A 14,426-nucleotide genomic window follows, 5' to 3' on the forward strand; every position below is an offset into this window, starting at 1 on the left:
GAGAGTATAAGATCACACCCTGTTCGGTCGGTCAAATCCTCGTGCCCTGCTTAAAAAACGTTCGCGATCTTGCCCTGGGCCCATGACACCGACCTTTATCAAAAGCAATGCTGCCGCCCAGCTCACCATGGCCGTCGAGGTGATGGATGAACAGGGCACGATGAACACCCGCCAAATCGCCTGTGAGCGGCCACTGACGGTCTACCTCAACTGGAAGGAGATAGTCACCCTGATGACCCTGGGGGCCCGCCCCGAGGCGCTGGTGCTGGGTTATCTGAAAAATCAGGGCTTTATCGAGGATATTGCAGCCATCGAGTCGGTGATCGTCGACTGGGAGAGCGAGGCCGCCGCCGTGGTAAGCAGCCAGCAGGCCGCCGATCTCGACAAGTCGCTGGAGAAGAAGACGGTCACCTCTGGCTGCGGTCAGGGCACCATGTATGGCAGCGTGATGAAGAAGCTCGAAGGGGTGGTCTTGGCGGCGCCCGAGCTTAAACAGAGCACCCTCTACGCCCTGCTCAAGGCGCTGTCGGCCCATAACGAAACCTACAAGATGGCCGGTGCCGTCCATGGCTGCGCCATCTGTCGCGGTAGCGAAATCCTCTCCTTTGTCGAGGATGTGGGGCGCCACAATGCGGTGGATACCCTGGCGGGCGAGCTCTGGATGCGCGGCGAGAGTGGCAGCGACAAGATCTTCTACACCACGGGGCGGCTCACCTCGGAGATGGTGATCAAGGTGGCGCAGATGGGCATTCCGGTGCTGCTGTCGCGCTCCGGCGTCACCCAGATGGGGCTGGATCTGGCCCGTCAGCTCGGCATCACCATGATTGCCCGCGCCAAGGGGCGCCATTTCGAGGTCTTTAGCGGCCACGACCATATCGAGCTGGACGAGAAGCCGCCGGTGCTGGCGCCCGGTTCGGCCGGTCGCGGGATGCGAGATTAAACCATGAACGAATTTATGAACGTGAAGCAGGTGGCGGAATACCTCGATCTCAACGAGAAGAAGGTCTACCAGCTCGCCAACGAGGCGCGCATCCCCGCCACCAAGGCGACCGGAAAGTGGCTGTTTCCCCGCTCCCTGCTCGACCGCTGGCTGCTCGGCAGTTGCCACGAGGGGGTGATGAACGACCGGCTGCTGCTGGCGGGCTCGGACGACGTGCTGCTCCACTACGCCAGCAGCCGCTTGGCCCAGCAGCTCGGCACCCAGGCACTGGTGGGCTACACCCCGTGCGGCACCCGGCAGGGGCTGGCGATGCTGGCGCGCGGCCATGTGGATCTGTGCGCCATCCACTGGGGGCAGGCCGAAGAGGCCCACCTGCGCCATCCGGCGCTGGTGCAGCAGTATCAGGGCCACCGGCAATGGGTGATCGTTCATGGATTTCGCCGGGTGCAGGGACTGGTGCTGCGGCAAGGGCTGCAACCCAAGGAGGCGAAAGAGGCACTCGACTGGCGCTGGGCCATGCGTCAGGAGGGGGCCGGCAGCCAGCGCGCCCTGCAGGAGTGGCTGCAAACGCAAGGGGAGTCGCTGACCCGGCTGGAGCGCACCCTCGAGGTCAATAGCGAGCGGGAACTGGCCGCCGCCATCAGCCGTGGCGATGCGGATGTCGGGCCCGGTGCCCAGAGCACAGCCACCGAGTTTGGCCTCGGCTTCATGCCGCTGTCGCAGGAGTGCTTCGATCTGGTGATGCCGCAGGGGGTCTTCTTTCGCACCCTGCTGCAACAGCTGATCGGCTGGCTGCAATCCCCCGAGGGGCGCGAGCTGGCGGCCCGTCTCGGCGGTTACGACCTGACCCAAAGCGGCAAGCTGGTGTGGAGTCCGCAGTAAATAACCACTCACCCACAGACAAAACAGCCCGCCAACCATGTTGACGGGCTGTTTTTATCACGGGCCTTTTTATAACAGCATCAATCGCTTGTCTCACGCCCCTCGGCATTGAGGGCGATGCGCCACCCTTCCAGTTTCGCGGGCTCGCTGCCGCTGGGCAGCAGGGCGTGGCTGCGCAGCCGCACGGTAAAGCAGCTCCCCTGCCCCGGGGTGGAGTCCACCAAGAGCTCCCCACCCCAGCGGCTGATGATGCGGTGACTCAGGGCCAGCCCCAGACCGGTGCCGGTGGCGCGGGTGGTGAAGAAGGGGTCGAAGATCTTGTCGATAATGGCCGCCTCGATGCCGCTGCCGTTGTCGATCACCCGCACCTCGGCCCCGCGCAGCTGACCCAGTTCATCGACCCAGTCGCGGCTCTCGACCCGGATCTCCCCCTGCTCCCCCAGCGCGTGGCTGGCGTTGACCAAGAGGTTGATAAGCACCTGCAACAGCTGCTGGCGATCCGCCTCGATGGGCTGCTGGGCCCTGAGATCGGCCACCAGCTCCACCTGCTGCTGACGCAGGGCGGAGCGCACCAGGGTCAGGCTCTCCTCGATGATGGGGTTGAGGTGCTGCCACACCGGCGCTGTCTCGTAGTCGCCGGGGCGCGAATATTGCAGCAGGCTGCGAGTGATGGCACGAATGCGCTCGATCTGGGCCAGCACCAGCGCCAGCTCCTCGCTGACCGGCTCGGCCGCCTCCCCCAGCTCCAGCTTCATCAGCTCCACATTGCCGAGGATCACCGCTAGCGGGTTATTGATCTCGTGTGCCACACCGGCGGAGAGCTCGCCAAGAGCCGCCAGCTTCTCGCTGATGAGCAGCTGCTGGCGCGCCTCGGTCAGCATATGGATATGATCTTCCAGCTCGGCAGTCTTGAGCTCGAGGCTTTGGGTACGCTCGGCCACCTTCTGCTCCAGCTCGTCGGCGCTGCGAGCCATCTGCTGCTGATGCGCTTCTTGCCTGTCCAGCATGGCGTCAAACTGGCGACCGAGCTGGGCCAGCTCGTGGTCGGGATCGAGCGCCAGCGGGCCGATGCGAGCCGACTCCCCGGCCTGCACCTGCCGCACCACCTTGTGCATCCGCTCGATGGGGGAGAAGAGATCCCGCGCACCGCGATAGACCAGCAGGCCGGAGAGCAGCAACAGCAGCACCACGCCGGAGCCCAGCTCCACCAGATTGGTGAGGTAGGTGCGGATAATGGGCCACTCGAGAAAGCCCACATAGAGCATGCCGAGCCGCTCGCCCCTGGCTCCCAGCAGCGGCTCGTAGCCAGAGACATACCAGGCGTCGTGGACGAAGGCGCGGTCAACCCACATTTCCCCCCGCCCCAGCACCTGTTCGCGCACTGGCGGCGAGACCCGGGTGCCCACCGCCCGACCCACCTGACGGCTACTGCTGACCGGCACATTGGTGCTCACCCGCAGATCATCGAGAAACAGGGTGACGGTGCCGACGCTGCCATCCGGCAGGGTGTTTTTGGCAAACACCTGCCCCTTGAGCTCATCCACCAGCCGGGTGCTGCCGTTGACAAGCTCGCCCCCCTCCAGCACGGCCCAAAGGGAGCCGTCGCGGCCCATCACAGGGGTCAGTGACAGGCTGATCAGCCCCCTGTCCTCCACCACCCTGGTGCCATCCCGCTGCCACAACACAGCCCGCTTGGCCAGTTGCGGGGAGAGGGCGAGCATCTCCTGCTGCGACCAGACCACAAAGTGGCTGACGCTGCGCCCGGCCATGAGGGCGGCCCGCTCCTGCGCCGTCAGCTGATCCAGCTCGGGGCCACGGCGCAAGCGCAGAAAATCGAGGCCATAGTTGGCTGCCAGCGGCATCACCCAGTCATGCAGCTGATCCGGCGATTCCCGCAGCCGCAGCTGAAAGGCCCAGGCATCGCGCAGATGCTCGAGATGTTCGGTCTGGCGCTGCTGTTGCACTGTGATGGCGTGGTGGGCCACCCCGAGATCGCTGCGCACCGTGGTGAGCAGGTTCTGCCAGCTGTAGGTGAGGGTCCAGTAGAGGGTGAGCGCGATCATGCCCACCAGGGTGAGCATGATGGGTACCGAGGTGAGCAGCAGCAGGCGCCAGCGCACCTTGGTGCGCACGCAACGGGGCAACAGGGCGCGCATGCAGCGGGAGAGCAGGGTCAGTTTCATCGCCACCCCATCCGATCAGCCTTCCTCATTCGATGGCCCACTCCTTGAATTTGCGATCCAGCGTCTTGCGCGCCACCCCGAGCACCCGGGAGGCGGCCGACTTATTGCCATCATGGCTCGCCACCACTTGCAGGATGTGGGCTTTTTCTACCTCTGCCAGCGGCCACGCCAGCGGATAGCCCTCCTCGCTCGCCCCCGGTTCGGCCGGCTTGCTGCTCTGCCAATAATCCGCCGGGGGCTTGCCCAGCAGCAGGCAGCGCTCAATGAGGTTGCGCAGCTCTCGCACGTTGCCGGGCCAGGGGTAGGCCTGCATCGCCACCACATCCTCGTGGGTCCAGCTCAAGGAACCCATTCCCATCTCGGCGGTGAGCTGGCGGGTAAAGTGGTGCACCAGCGCGGGGATGTCGTCGATGCGATCCCGCAAGGGTGCGACCGGCAGCGCCACCACGTTGAGTCGATAGAAGAGATCCTCACGAAAGCGGCCCGCCTCCACCTCGGCCTTGAGGTTGCGGTTGGTGGCGGCAACGATGCGTACATCAACCGCCAATTCGCGCTCGGCCCCCACCGGGCGGATGGCCTTCTGCTCCAGCGCCCGCAGCAACGAGGCCTGCATGGCTAGCGGCATTTCGCCGATCTCGTCGACAAACAGGGTGCCCTGATGGGCGACCCGGAACAGGCCGTCGCGCCCCTTGCGGGCGCCGGTAAAGGCCCCCTGCACATGGCCGAACAGCTCGCTTTCCAAAAGCTCCGGTGCGATGGAGGCGCAGTTGAGGGGCACAAAGGCCCCCATCCGGCCGGAGAGTTGATGCAGGGCGCGGGCCACCAGCTCCTTGCCGGTGCCGGACTCCCCCTCCACCAGTACGGCGGCATTGGAGGGCGCCACTCTGGCGATGAGCGTCTTGAGCTCGCGAGTCTTGGCACTGTCGCCAATCAGGGTGGGCGGGAACAGCTTGCTCACCTCCCGGCGCAGCAGCAGGTTCTCCCGCTCCATCTGACGGCGCTCGATGACTCTGTCCACCGCCTGCACCATCTGATCGAGGTTGAAGGGCTTGAGGATAAAGTCGCTGGCGCCGAGGCGCAGCGCCTTGAGGGCGGTCTCCATATCGCCAAAACCGGTCATGAAGATGATGTCGCTGCGGCGGGTAGCGGGGTCGATGGCCTCGTGCCACTCGATGCCGGAGCGCCCAGGCAGCCGGATGTCGGCGATGATAAGGTCGAAGTGAAGGCGGCAGCGCAGGGCTTCCGCCTCCTCCACGCTGGCGGCAGTCTCAATCTGGGCAAAACGCTTGGCCAGCGCCTTGGCCAGAAAGCTGCGCATGCCGGGCTCATCGTCAACGATAAGCAGGGAGAGGGCAGACCAGCGGCTGGGAGGGAGTGTCATGGAAAAAAGTACCTCGGATGCACGTACGGTCGATGAATGTCCCGATAACCGGAACCTTAGTGGGACATTTTGTCCTTCCCGTATCAAAAGCACCAACCCCAATTATTAAAAGCGATAACAAGCTCACCTAATTGATTCTAATAAGCTTCTGTTTTTAAACGGCAAACCGTGAATGCAGCGGCAAAGGAACAGTTTGGCACCCTGCTTGCTTACTCTTGCCCTCTCCTCATCCACCCTGAAAAAAGTTGCATCACGATGACGATAAAAACCAACCTCAAACGATTTGCCCTCTCCCTCGTCGCCAGCCTGCTGATCGCCGGTGCGGCCCACGCCGAAGCGGATACTAATGCCACAAAAGCGCCGATCCGCCTCGCCACCACCACCAGCACCGAACAGTCCGGTCTGCTGGGCTGGCTGCTGCCCCAGTTCACCAAGGAGACCGGTTATCCGGTGCAGGTGATGGCGGCCGGTACCGGCCAGAGCCTTAAGATGGGCGAGAACGGCGACGCGGATCTGGTGATGACCCACGCCCCCTCTGCCGAGAAGAAGTTCGTCGATGCGGGCTTTGGCATCGAGCCGGTACACCTGATGTACAACGACTTCGTTATCGTCGGCCCGGCCAAAGACCCGGCGGGTCTGGCCAAGCTGCATGACGCCGCCAAGGGGCTGCAAGCCATCAAGGAGCAGGGCCAGACCTTTATCTCCCGCGGTGACGAGTCCGGTACCCACATCAAGGAGAAGACCCTATGGCAAGCCGCTGACGTCAAACCCGAGTTTGCCGGTTACAAATCCATCGGCCAGGGGATGGGCCCGACCCTGACCATGGCCTCGGAGCTCGGAGCCTACACCCTGACCGACCGCGGCACCTGGCTCGCCTACCAGAGCAAGCTGGATCTCGCCGTACTGCTGGAGGGTGACAAGCGCCTGTTCAACCCCTATCAGGTGATCCTGGTCAACCCCAAGCGCTACCCGGATCTCAACACCGAAGGGGCGCGCACCCTGAAGAACTGGCTGGTCTCCGAGCATGGCCAGAAGCTGATCGGCGACTTCAAAGTGGCGGGTCAGGCGCTGTTTGTGGCGGATGCCAACGGGAAATAATGGCAACGCTGACCCCTGCGATGACCTTGATGGCCCTCCCCCGCTTCACTGAGGGAGGCGCCTGATGCCGACATTGATCGACACTACCGTATTGACGGCCCTCGCCCTGCACGATGAGAGAGAGGTCTGATGCCGACCTTGATCGATACCACGTTGGCGGCCCTCGCCCTGCTGTTCAGTGGTGACACCGAACTGTGGCAGGTGGTGGGGGTCTCCTTCTCCGTCTCCTGCATCGCCCTGCTGCTGGTGCTGCTGCCCGCCTTGCTGCTGGGCTTTGCGCTGGCCTATCTGCCGCTGCCCGGCCGCTGGCTCTGGCTCTCCTGCATCAATACCCTGCAATCGGTGCCGACCGTGGTGATTGGCCTCTTGCTCTATATGCTGTTGTCGCGGGCTGGCCCCTTTGGCGACTGGAAGCTGCTCTTTACCCAGCAGGCGATGGTGGTGGGGCAGATGCTGATCGCCTTCCCGGTGATCGCCACCATGGCCCACGCGGCGTTTGTCCAGAGCGATCGGCGCGCCTGGGAAACCGCCCTGACCCTGGGGGTCTCCTGGCCCAAGGCGCTGATCGGCCTGATGCACGAGTGCCGCTTTGGCCTGCTGGCCGCCATCATCGGCGCCTTCAGCCGCATCGTCACCGAGGTGGGCTGCTCCATGATGGTGGGGGGCAATATCCTGCACTTTACCCGCAATATTCCCACCGCCATCGCGCTGGAGACCCAGAAAGGGGCCTTCACCCAAGGGGTGGCGCTCGGCATAGTGCTGCTCACCCTCGCCCTCTTGCTCAACCTGCTGCTGACCGCGTGTCGCGGCCACAGCTATCTGAAGAACTGACCATGCCCCCACTGTGTACCAACAGGAGTACCCCATGGCCCTGACCGCCCACCAGCTGACGATGCGCTTTGGCGAGCGCCAGCTGTTCGAGATTGACCGGCTCGCCATCGCACCGGGGGATGCCATCTGGCTGCATGGGGCCAACGGGGTGGGCAAAACCACTCTGCTCAAAATCCTGGCGGGGCTGCTGGCACCCACCCGCGGTCACACCAATCTGCCGGGGCGCTGGCAACAGCGGCTCAACCGGCTGCTCAAGCGGGATCTGGGGCCGGGCCGGGTCACCTATCTGCACCAGACCCCCTATCTGTTCGATCGCACAGTGCAGCCGGGTCGAGCTGGAGGGGCTGGCACGGGAGCACATCAGCATTTTGTCCGGTGGCGAACGGCAACGGCTGGCGATGGCCCGCGCCTGGGCGCTGCAACCGGCCTTTCTGCTGATGGATGAGCCCACCGCCAATCTGGACACACATTCGGTTGCCCTGATGGCCGCATTGGCGCAAGATCTGCGGGAACATGGCAGCGGCCTGGTTGTCATCAGCCACCAGAGCAACGCCCTGACCGACCTGTGTGAGCGGCAATGGACCCTCGCCCGTGGCCAGCTGCAAGAGACGACCCCTTTAAAAATCATCGAGCGACATGACTTCAAAAAGCGACAGCCACTCTGATCCCGTTGCCGTATCAGCAGTGATCCTGGCAGGAGGCCGCGCCACCCGCATGGGGGGCGAAGACAAGGGATGGGTAGCACTAGCGGGACGCCCTCTTATCGACCATGTTTTGGCGCGCCTGCGCCCCCAGGTGGATGAGGTGCTGATCAACGCCAACCGCAGTCAGGCCCGCTATCAGGCGCTGGCCCCGGTCATCAGCGATGACAACAACGACTATCTCGGCCCGCTGGCGGGCATGCAAGCAGGTCTTGCTGCCGCCCGTCACGACTGGGTACTGTTTGTCCCCTGCGATGGCCCCGCCCTGCCGCTGGATCTGATGAGCCGCTTTCGCGCCGCCCTGACCCCGCAAACCGAGCTGGTAGTGGCCCACGATGGCGACTGGCTGCAACCCGTGGTGGCCCTGCTGCACAAATCCCTGCTCCCCTCCCTCACCGCTGCGCTGGCAGAGGGTGAGCGCAAAATCGATATCTGGTTTGCCCGCCACAATATGGCGGTGGTGAGCTTTGCCGATCAGCCGGATGCCTTTATCAATCTCAATAGCCCTGCCGAGCTGGCCGCCTACGAGGCCCGTCTGCTTGCCCCGGCTATCGACCCCCAACAAGGAGTCACCTCATGACCCCGGCCCCCACTCTTCCCCTGCTAGGCTTCGCCGCCTGGAGCGGCACCGGCAAGACCACCTTGCTGGAGCAGTTGATCCCCCTGCTGGTGGATCGTGGCCTGCGCATCGGGGTGCTCAAGCACGCCCACCACGACTTTGATATCGACCAGCCGGGCAAAGACAGCTATCGCCTGCGCAAGGCGGGTGCCAAGCAGATGATGGTCGCCTCCCGTCGTCGTCATGCCCGTATCATTGAGACGGAACTGGCCGAAGCCGACTTTCGCCAGCTGCTGGCAAGCTTTGATCAGAGTGAACTCGACCTGCTGCTGGTAGAGGGGTTCAAGCACGAACACTTCCCGAAAATCGAGCTGCACCGCGCCGAAATTGGCAAGCCGCTGCTCTTCCCCGAAGACGGCGACATCATCGCGCTGGCCAGCGATCAGCCCCAACAGAGTGGCGAACAACAGCAGACAAGCCTGCCCCGACTCGATATCAACGATCTGGCGGCTATCGCCGACTTCGTCTGCCGCTGGCTTGACGGCTGCCAGAGCAAGGAGCCGGAGGCGGGCAAGGGCTTTCTCTCGGTCGAGGCGGCCCGCAATGCCATTCTGGCGGCCCTCACCCCGAGCACGGCCTGCAGCGACAAACCGCTGGCCCAGTGCCACGGCGCCGTGCTGGCCGCCGATCTGATAAGCCCCATCAATGTGCCGCCCCACGCCAACTCGGCGATGGATGGCATTGGCCTTCGCAGCGACGATCTCGCCGCCGGTCGCTGGCAACTGGTGGGGGAAGTGCTGGCGGGCCAGCAGCGCCACGAGCCTGTGCTGGCCGGTCAGGCGGTGCAGATCATGACCGGCGCTCCGCTGCCCCCCGGGGTAGATACCGTGGTGATGCGGGAAGAGACGCTGATTGAAGGGGAGTGGGTCACGGTCACCGCCCCGATCCGGGCGGGACAGAATGTGCGCCTCGCCGGGGAAGATCTCGCCAAGGGTGCGGTCGCCATCCCGGCCGGGACCTGGCTTGGTGCCCCCCAGCTGGGGCTGGCGGCATCACTCGGTCAAGCCTGTCTCACGGTGCGCACCCCGCTGAAAGTGGCGCTGTTCAGTACCGGCGACGAGGTGCAGGCGCCGGGCGAGCAGCTCGCCCCCGGCCATATCTTCGACAGCAACCGCTTTACCCTGATGGCCCTTATCCGCGCCGCCGGTTGCGAGGTGATGGACCTTGGCATCATTCCCGATGACAAGACCATCCTGCGCCAGCAGCTTGAGCAGGCCGCCGCCAGCGCCGATCTGGTGCTGAGCTCCGGCGGGGTCTCGGTGGGCAACGCCGACTTTATCAAGCTGGTGCTGGCGGAGCTCGGCCAGATCGATTTCTGGCGCATCCAGATGCGGCCGGGCCGCCCGCTCGCCTTTGGCAAGCTGGGGCAGACCCCTTTCTTCGGCCTGCCGGGCAATCCGGTGGCGGCGATGATCTGCGTACTGCAGTTTGTCGAGCCCGCCATCGCCCGCTTGCAAGGCAAGCGGTGGCAGCCGCTGCGCCTCTCGGCACTGGCGGACGAGAAGATGAAGAGCCGCCCGGGGCGCACCGAGTTTCTGCGCGGCATCTTCCATCAGGACCGTAACGGCCAGCTGCGGGTGCGCACCACAGGGCCACAGGGCTCGGGCATTCTGAGCTCCATGGCCGATGCCAACTGCCTGATCGAAATCGTACCGGACCAACCCGGGATCGCCGTTGGCGAGCGGGTCTGGATCCACCCCTTGCAGGGACGACTGGCCTGAATACCGACGGGGCGTCGGCCGGATGTAGGCGCCCATCCACCACCAACAGGCAACCTGATACGAGGCAGACCGTGCGTCTTGATGCCCCCCTCTCCCGACTCGATCTGCTGGTCTATGGCCGCTACCGGATCGTCCATGGCCTGCGCATTGCGCTCGCCTTTATGCTCACCTTTCTGCTGACCCGCGAGCTGAAACTGCCGGAGAGCACCTGGCCGCTGATCACCCTGGTGGTGGTGATGGGCCCCATCTCGTTCTGGGGCAATGTGCTCTCCCGCGCCCTGCAACGGGTGGTGGGCACCATCTTCGGCGCCAGTTGCGGGGTGGTGGCACTTTATCTCGAGATCTACTCCCTGCCGCTGACCCTGATCTGGTGCGGGTGCATCATGTTTCTCTGCGGCTATCTGGCGCTCGGCAAGCGCCCCTATGTGGGGCTGCTGATCGGCATCACCTTGGGCGTCACCATGGGAGCCATGCCGGGGGACATAGAGACGGCGCTGTGGCGCAGTGCCGACGTGATACTGGGCTCCCTGCTGGCGCTGCTCTTTTGCAGCATCTATCCCCAGCGGGCCTACAGCCACTGGCGGCTGCAACTGCACCAGATCCTGCAGCAGTCGGGGCGGCTCTATCACACCCACCTCTCCCCCAATGTGCTGGAGCGCCCGCGCCTCAAGCACAATCTCTCCCAACTGCTGGCCCAGACCGGCAAACTGCGGGCCCTGCTGGCACCGGCGGCCAAGGAGACGCGCCACAGTATCTCGCTGTTTGATGCGGTGCAGGTCACCATGCGCAACACCCTCTGCACTCTGGAGATGCTGGCCAACACCTACTGGAACGATCGGGAGAGCCACTTCCTGATGCAGAGCACCCGCGAACTGCACGCCTGCCATCAGGCCACCGAGGAGGCGATCAACCAGCTTGCCCTGATGATGCTAACCGGTGACGGGCGCGGCGCGGATGCCGCTATCGCCCGCCTGCACGAGGTAGCGACCCAGGTGTCACTGCCCCCCAACACCGAGGCCGCCATCAATGGCTACCTCTGGCTCAACGTCCAGCTGACCGAGCAGCTCACCCACCTGCGCCGCCTGCTGGGGCTGATCCTCACCCCGCCCCATCGCAAGCAGCCCGACTAGGCCCAATGCAAAACGCCCCGCAGTTGCGGGGCGTTGTTGGTCGGTATCAGCCGTGATGATCAGGCTGCGGCGCTGGCGTTCGCGCTCATCTGCTCCAGCTCTGACCGGGTCAGGGTAGAGACAAACTTGCCGTCGAAGTAGATATCCATCAGCTCGCCGCGCTTCTCGCCGCGCATCATGCTGCTGCGACCATCCAGATAGTGCACTTCCATCTGGGCAGTACGCTCGTTCGGATAGCTGATCTCCACCTCGCGCACCCCTTGTGGCAGCATGGCCAGCGGCACCTTCTTGAGGGCAGGATCCAGATGCTGGTTCACCTTGATCACCGGGTTGGCCTTCATGTCCACCACGGCCGGGGATTTGCCGGTAATGGGGTTTTTGCCAGACCAGAACTCGATGGTATTGAAGACGAACAGGTCAGCGGTCGCTGCCAGACCGTAGACTGGTGCAAGCAGCATAAAGACCCCGGCACGACCGTAGCGGTTATCCACCACGCTCAGGTTGCCCTTGGTAACCATGCCGGAAAGCCCCATCTGCCCCATACAGCCGCCCAGACCCATGCTCGCGACCATAACCAGCAGGGCCATTGCCCGCCCCTTCTGTTGTAATGCCATCTTGTTCTGTTCCTGCTCTGAAATGAATGAGGCGGCAAGCCTAATCAAGAGGTCAAACCAGAACAATTCACAATGGCGGGACGATACAGGAGGGGTTCAGATTGGGGCACTGACTGCTCAAAGATGAGTCAATGCCCCGGCATGGCAGAAAGTTTGGGGGCTCAGATCGCCAGATCCGAGACGGTGCTGGAGACGTTGTTGGCCTCCCGCCGGATCTCGCTCATCACCTCGTTCACCTCTCCCACCTGCTGTTTGCCCAGCTCGGCGCTGCTGGCGACGTCGGACATCTCGGAGGTGACCCTGGCGGTCAGCTCGCGGTTGTTCTGCACCACCTTGGCAATCTCGTCGGTAGAGAGGGAGGTGCGGGCCGCCAGCTGGCGAACCTCGTCGGCCACCACCGCAAAGCCGCGCCCCTGATCCCCCGCTCGCGCCGCCTCGATGGCCGCGTTGAGGGCCAGCAGGTTGGTCTGATCGGCGATGCTGCTGATGGTGGAGACGATCGCCTCGATGTTGCGCGACTGCTCGTTCAGCTGGTTGATCAGGCCAATGCTGTGGGTGAGCTGGCTGGCAATCAGGCTGGAGGTGTCGACCACCGAGGCCAGCAGACCCGCGCCACGCTCGGCGCAGTTCAGGGTCTCCCGCGCCGCACCGTGGGCCAGCATGGCCGCTTCGCGCACCGCATCACTCTTGTTGATCCGCTCGGTGATGTCACTGGCGAACTTGATCACCTTCACCACCTTGCGATGCTCGTCGAGGATCGGGTTGTAGGTCGCCTCCAACCATACCTTGCCGCCGTGACTGTTCTGGCGACAGAAGAGGCCGGACTTGTACTGGCCACGGCCCAGCTCCTCCCAGAAGTGGGGCTGTTCACGATAAAACTGATCATCGCAGAAGATACGGTGATGCTTGCCCTGCACCTGCGCCAGGGTATAGCCCATGGTCTGGAGGAAGTTGCCATTGGCGGTAACGACCTCTCCGCTTGGGGTAAATTCAATCATCGCCATCGAGCGGTCCAGCGCCGTCACCAGCGCCTGCTGGCTGAGCAGTTGCAGATGGTGCTCGGTAATGTCGGCGGCAATCTTGATCACCTTGGTCACCACACCCCGCAACTTGACGGGAAAGTAGGTCGCCTCCAGCCAGATCGCCTCGCCCCGTTTGTTGAAGCGCTGGAACACCCCGGTACGGGAGCGCCCCTGTTTCAAATCGGCCCAAAACTGCTGATAGGCGCTGCTCTGGGCATACTGCTTGTCGCAGAAGAGGCGGTGATGCTGACCGATAACCTCGGGCGCACTGAAACCCACCACGTTGAGAAAGAGATCATTGGCGGCCAGCACTGTGCCATCCGGGGTAAAAGTGATGGTCGCCACGCTGCCGTGCACGGCGTCGAAAAATCCCTGCTGTGCCAGAAGTTGTTCCTGACACTGCTGCAACTCGGCTTTCAGTTTGCTATTGAACATCGAAACGTATCCTCCAGACTAGCCCCCACCATGGCCAAACCACACAGTGGATCAATAAGATAATGGTGGCGAGCTCCATCAGCATAGTTGGCCGCGTCATCGCGCTCCCATCTGACGCCATATTTATTGCGGTAAATCAAACGGACCGGCCGGGACTCACCAGAACGGGGTTGCCCCCTTATCCTGCCCCCGGTTGCCACTCCAGCGAGGCAGGATTGGTGACAAACCCGATCCGCTCATAGAGGGGGCGCCCCTCATCGCTGGCATGGAGCCACACCTTGCCGAGCTGACGCGCTCTGGCACAAGCGGTAATGGCGTCGAGCAGCGCTGTGGCGATCCCCTGCCGACGCCATTGCGGCAGCGTATACATGTTGAGCAGATACCCCTCCACCCCCGCCAGATTGCCGGGATAGGGTGGCCGCACAAACAGCGCCAGCGTTCCCGCCGCCACGATCTGCTTGCCGCCCTCCTGCTTATCGACCTCGGCCAGCCAGGATAAAGCCCCCTCTTCACTCATCGCCCGGGTAAAGTAGTCAACCGTTGCCTGCCACAGGGCAGGATCGGCCTGCGGGCTCGCCAGCTCACCCACCTCGCAGAACAGCTGCATGCGCAGCGCCACCAGCGCGGGAATATCTACGGCTCGGGCCTGACGAATGATCATCGCATCTCCTTGGATCACAGAGCACATCGAGAGAGGGGGCCAAACGGAAGTGAGCCTGCTCGGCAAATCTGCACGGCACAGGAACCATCGACGCCGACCATGTAACCGGAATGCGGATAATAGCAGAGCACATCTCAGAGATCCCCTCATTTTTAGAGACTCAAATAATTCCAAGTGTGCGGGTATATAAGCGGTGTTGCTTCAGGTA

General features: G+C 63.5%; 12 protein-coding genes and 1 pseudogene. 8 read left to right on the forward strand and 5 right to left on the reverse strand.

Going from position 1 to position 14,426, the window contains the following annotated elements; all coding sequences use genetic code 11:
* Window positions 1-82 precede the first annotated feature (82 nt).
* Together OKC27_RS21220 and OKC27_RS21225 are read left to right on the forward strand one after the other, a co-directional pair.
* Entirely contained in the window at window positions 83-940 is an 858-nt protein-coding gene (locus tag OKC27_RS21220; RefSeq protein ID WP_021139039.1) for a formate dehydrogenase accessory sulfurtransferase FdhD, read from the forward strand.
* Window positions 941-955: 15 nt separating this feature from the next.
* Complete coding sequence (locus OKC27_RS21225) at window positions 956-1,822, forward strand: helix-turn-helix transcriptional regulator (protein WP_013723539.1); 867 nt, start codon at window positions 956-958, stop codon at window positions 1,820-1,822.
* Between the two features lie 80 nt (window positions 1,823-1,902).
* Here the strand turns inward: OKC27_RS21225 and OKC27_RS21230 are convergent, their stop codons facing one another.
* Window positions 1,903-4,005 carry a sensor histidine kinase gene (locus tag OKC27_RS21230; RefSeq protein WP_270806668.1) on the reverse strand — a complete coding sequence of 701 codons (2,103 nt, stop codon included), beginning with the start codon at window positions 4,003-4,005 and terminating at the stop codon, window positions 1,903-1,905.
* Window positions 4,006-4,030: 25 nt separating this feature from the next.
* Window positions 4,031-5,386, reverse strand: coding sequence for a sigma-54-dependent transcriptional regulator (locus OKC27_RS21235; RefSeq protein ID WP_270806669.1), 1,356 nt, complete (start codon window positions 5,384-5,386; stop codon window positions 4,031-4,033).
* A gap of 255 nt (window positions 5,387-5,641) precedes the next feature.
* Between OKC27_RS21235 and OKC27_RS21240 the strand changes: the two genes are divergently transcribed.
* The 6 genes and pseudogenes from OKC27_RS21240 to OKC27_RS21265 all read left to right on the forward strand — a co-directional run bounded on the left by OKC27_RS21240 (window position 5,642) and on the right by OKC27_RS21265 (window position 11,486).
* Entirely contained in the window at window positions 5,642-6,484 is an 843-nt protein-coding gene (locus OKC27_RS21240) for a substrate-binding domain-containing protein (RefSeq protein WP_270806670.1), read from the forward strand.
* Window positions 6,485-6,613: 129 nt separating this feature from the next.
* Window positions 6,614-7,315: an ABC transporter permease gene (locus OKC27_RS21245; protein WP_019446238.1), complete on the forward strand. Its 702-nt coding sequence runs from the start codon at window positions 6,614-6,616 to the stop codon at window positions 7,313-7,315.
* A gap of 34 nt (window positions 7,316-7,349) precedes the next feature.
* Window positions 7,350-7,980 (forward strand): annotated as a pseudogene (locus OKC27_RS21250) (ATP-binding cassette domain-containing protein).
* The gene (gene mobA, locus OKC27_RS21255) at window positions 7,952-8,596 is read left to right on the forward strand and encodes a molybdenum cofactor guanylyltransferase MobA (RefSeq protein WP_270806671.1); all 645 of its coding nucleotides are present in this window, start codon (window positions 7,952-7,954) and stop codon (window positions 8,594-8,596) included. Before OKC27_RS21250 ends, mobA begins: the two are co-directional and overlap by 29 nt.
* Window positions 8,593-10,356, forward strand: a complete 1,764-nt coding sequence (locus OKC27_RS21260; RefSeq protein WP_270806672.1) for a bifunctional molybdopterin-guanine dinucleotide biosynthesis adaptor protein MobB/molybdopterin molybdotransferase MoeA — start codon at window positions 8,593-8,595, stop codon at window positions 10,354-10,356. Before mobA ends, OKC27_RS21260 begins: the two co-directional genes overlap by 4 nt.
* Before the next feature lie 71 nt (window positions 10,357-10,427).
* A complete protein-coding gene (locus OKC27_RS21265) occupies window positions 10,428-11,486 on the forward strand; it encodes an FUSC family protein (RefSeq protein ID WP_058052814.1) in 1,059 nt (352 codons plus the stop codon).
* Window positions 11,487-11,545: 59 nt separating this feature from the next.
* On the opposite strand, the gene OKC27_RS21270 is transcribed toward OKC27_RS21265, so the two are convergent.
* The 3 genes from OKC27_RS21270 to OKC27_RS21280 all read right to left on the reverse strand — a co-directional run bounded on the left by OKC27_RS21270 (window position 11,546) and on the right by OKC27_RS21280 (window position 14,218).
* Entirely contained in the window at window positions 11,546-12,100 is a 555-nt protein-coding gene (locus tag OKC27_RS21270; protein ID WP_042061387.1) for a DUF3332 domain-containing protein, read from the reverse strand.
* 161 nt (window positions 12,101-12,261) lie between these two features.
* Window positions 12,262-13,557, reverse strand: a complete 1,296-nt coding sequence (locus OKC27_RS21275) for a methyl-accepting chemotaxis protein (RefSeq protein ID WP_270806674.1) — start codon at window positions 13,555-13,557, stop codon at window positions 12,262-12,264.
* A 178-nt stretch (window positions 13,558-13,735) separates the two neighbouring features.
* The gene (locus OKC27_RS21280) at window positions 13,736-14,218 is read right to left on the reverse strand and encodes a GNAT family N-acetyltransferase (RefSeq protein ID WP_182969495.1); all 483 of its coding nucleotides are present in this window, start codon (window positions 14,216-14,218) and stop codon (window positions 13,736-13,738) included.
* Between the last annotated feature and the right edge of the window lie 208 nt (window positions 14,219-14,426).

It is taken from the genome of Aeromonas sp. QDB62, assembly GCF_027705695.1.
Classification (GTDB): domain Bacteria; phylum Pseudomonadota; class Gammaproteobacteria; order Enterobacterales; family Aeromonadaceae; genus Aeromonas; species Aeromonas allosaccharophila.

Coding starts and splice junctions, on each gene's coding strand:
- OKC27_RS21245 (WP_019446238.1), top strand. CDS start 6,614: ATGCCGACCTTGATCGATACCACGTTGGCGGCCCTCGCCCTGCTGTTC.
- OKC27_RS21220 (WP_021139039.1), top strand. CDS start 83: ATGACACCGACCTTTATCAAAAGCAATGCTGCCGCCCAGCTCACCATG.
- OKC27_RS21270 (WP_042061387.1), bottom strand. CDS start 12,100: ATGGCATTACAACAGAAGGGGCGGGCAATGGCCCTGCTGGTTATGGTC.
- OKC27_RS21260 (WP_270806672.1), top strand. CDS start 8,593: ATGACCCCGGCCCCCACTCTTCCCCTGCTAGGCTTCGCCGCCTGGAGC.
- OKC27_RS21240 (WP_270806670.1), top strand. CDS start 5,642: ATGACGATAAAAACCAACCTCAAACGATTTGCCCTCTCCCTCGTCGCC.
- OKC27_RS21235 (WP_270806669.1), bottom strand. CDS start 5,386: ATGACACTCCCTCCCAGCCGCTGGTCTGCCCTCTCCCTGCTTATCGTT.
- OKC27_RS21280 (WP_182969495.1), bottom strand. CDS start 14,218: ATGATCATTCGTCAGGCCCGAGCCGTAGATATTCCCGCGCTGGTGGCG.
- OKC27_RS21225 (WP_013723539.1), top strand. CDS start 956: ATGAACGTGAAGCAGGTGGCGGAATACCTCGATCTCAACGAGAAGAAG.
- OKC27_RS21275 (WP_270806674.1), bottom strand. CDS start 13,557: ATGTTCAATAGCAAACTGAAAGCCGAGTTGCAGCAGTGTCAGGAACAA.
- mobA (WP_270806671.1), top strand. CDS start 7,952: ATGACTTCAAAAAGCGACAGCCACTCTGATCCCGTTGCCGTATCAGCA.
- OKC27_RS21230 (WP_270806668.1), bottom strand. CDS start 4,005: ATGAAACTGACCCTGCTCTCCCGCTGCATGCGCGCCCTGTTGCCCCGT.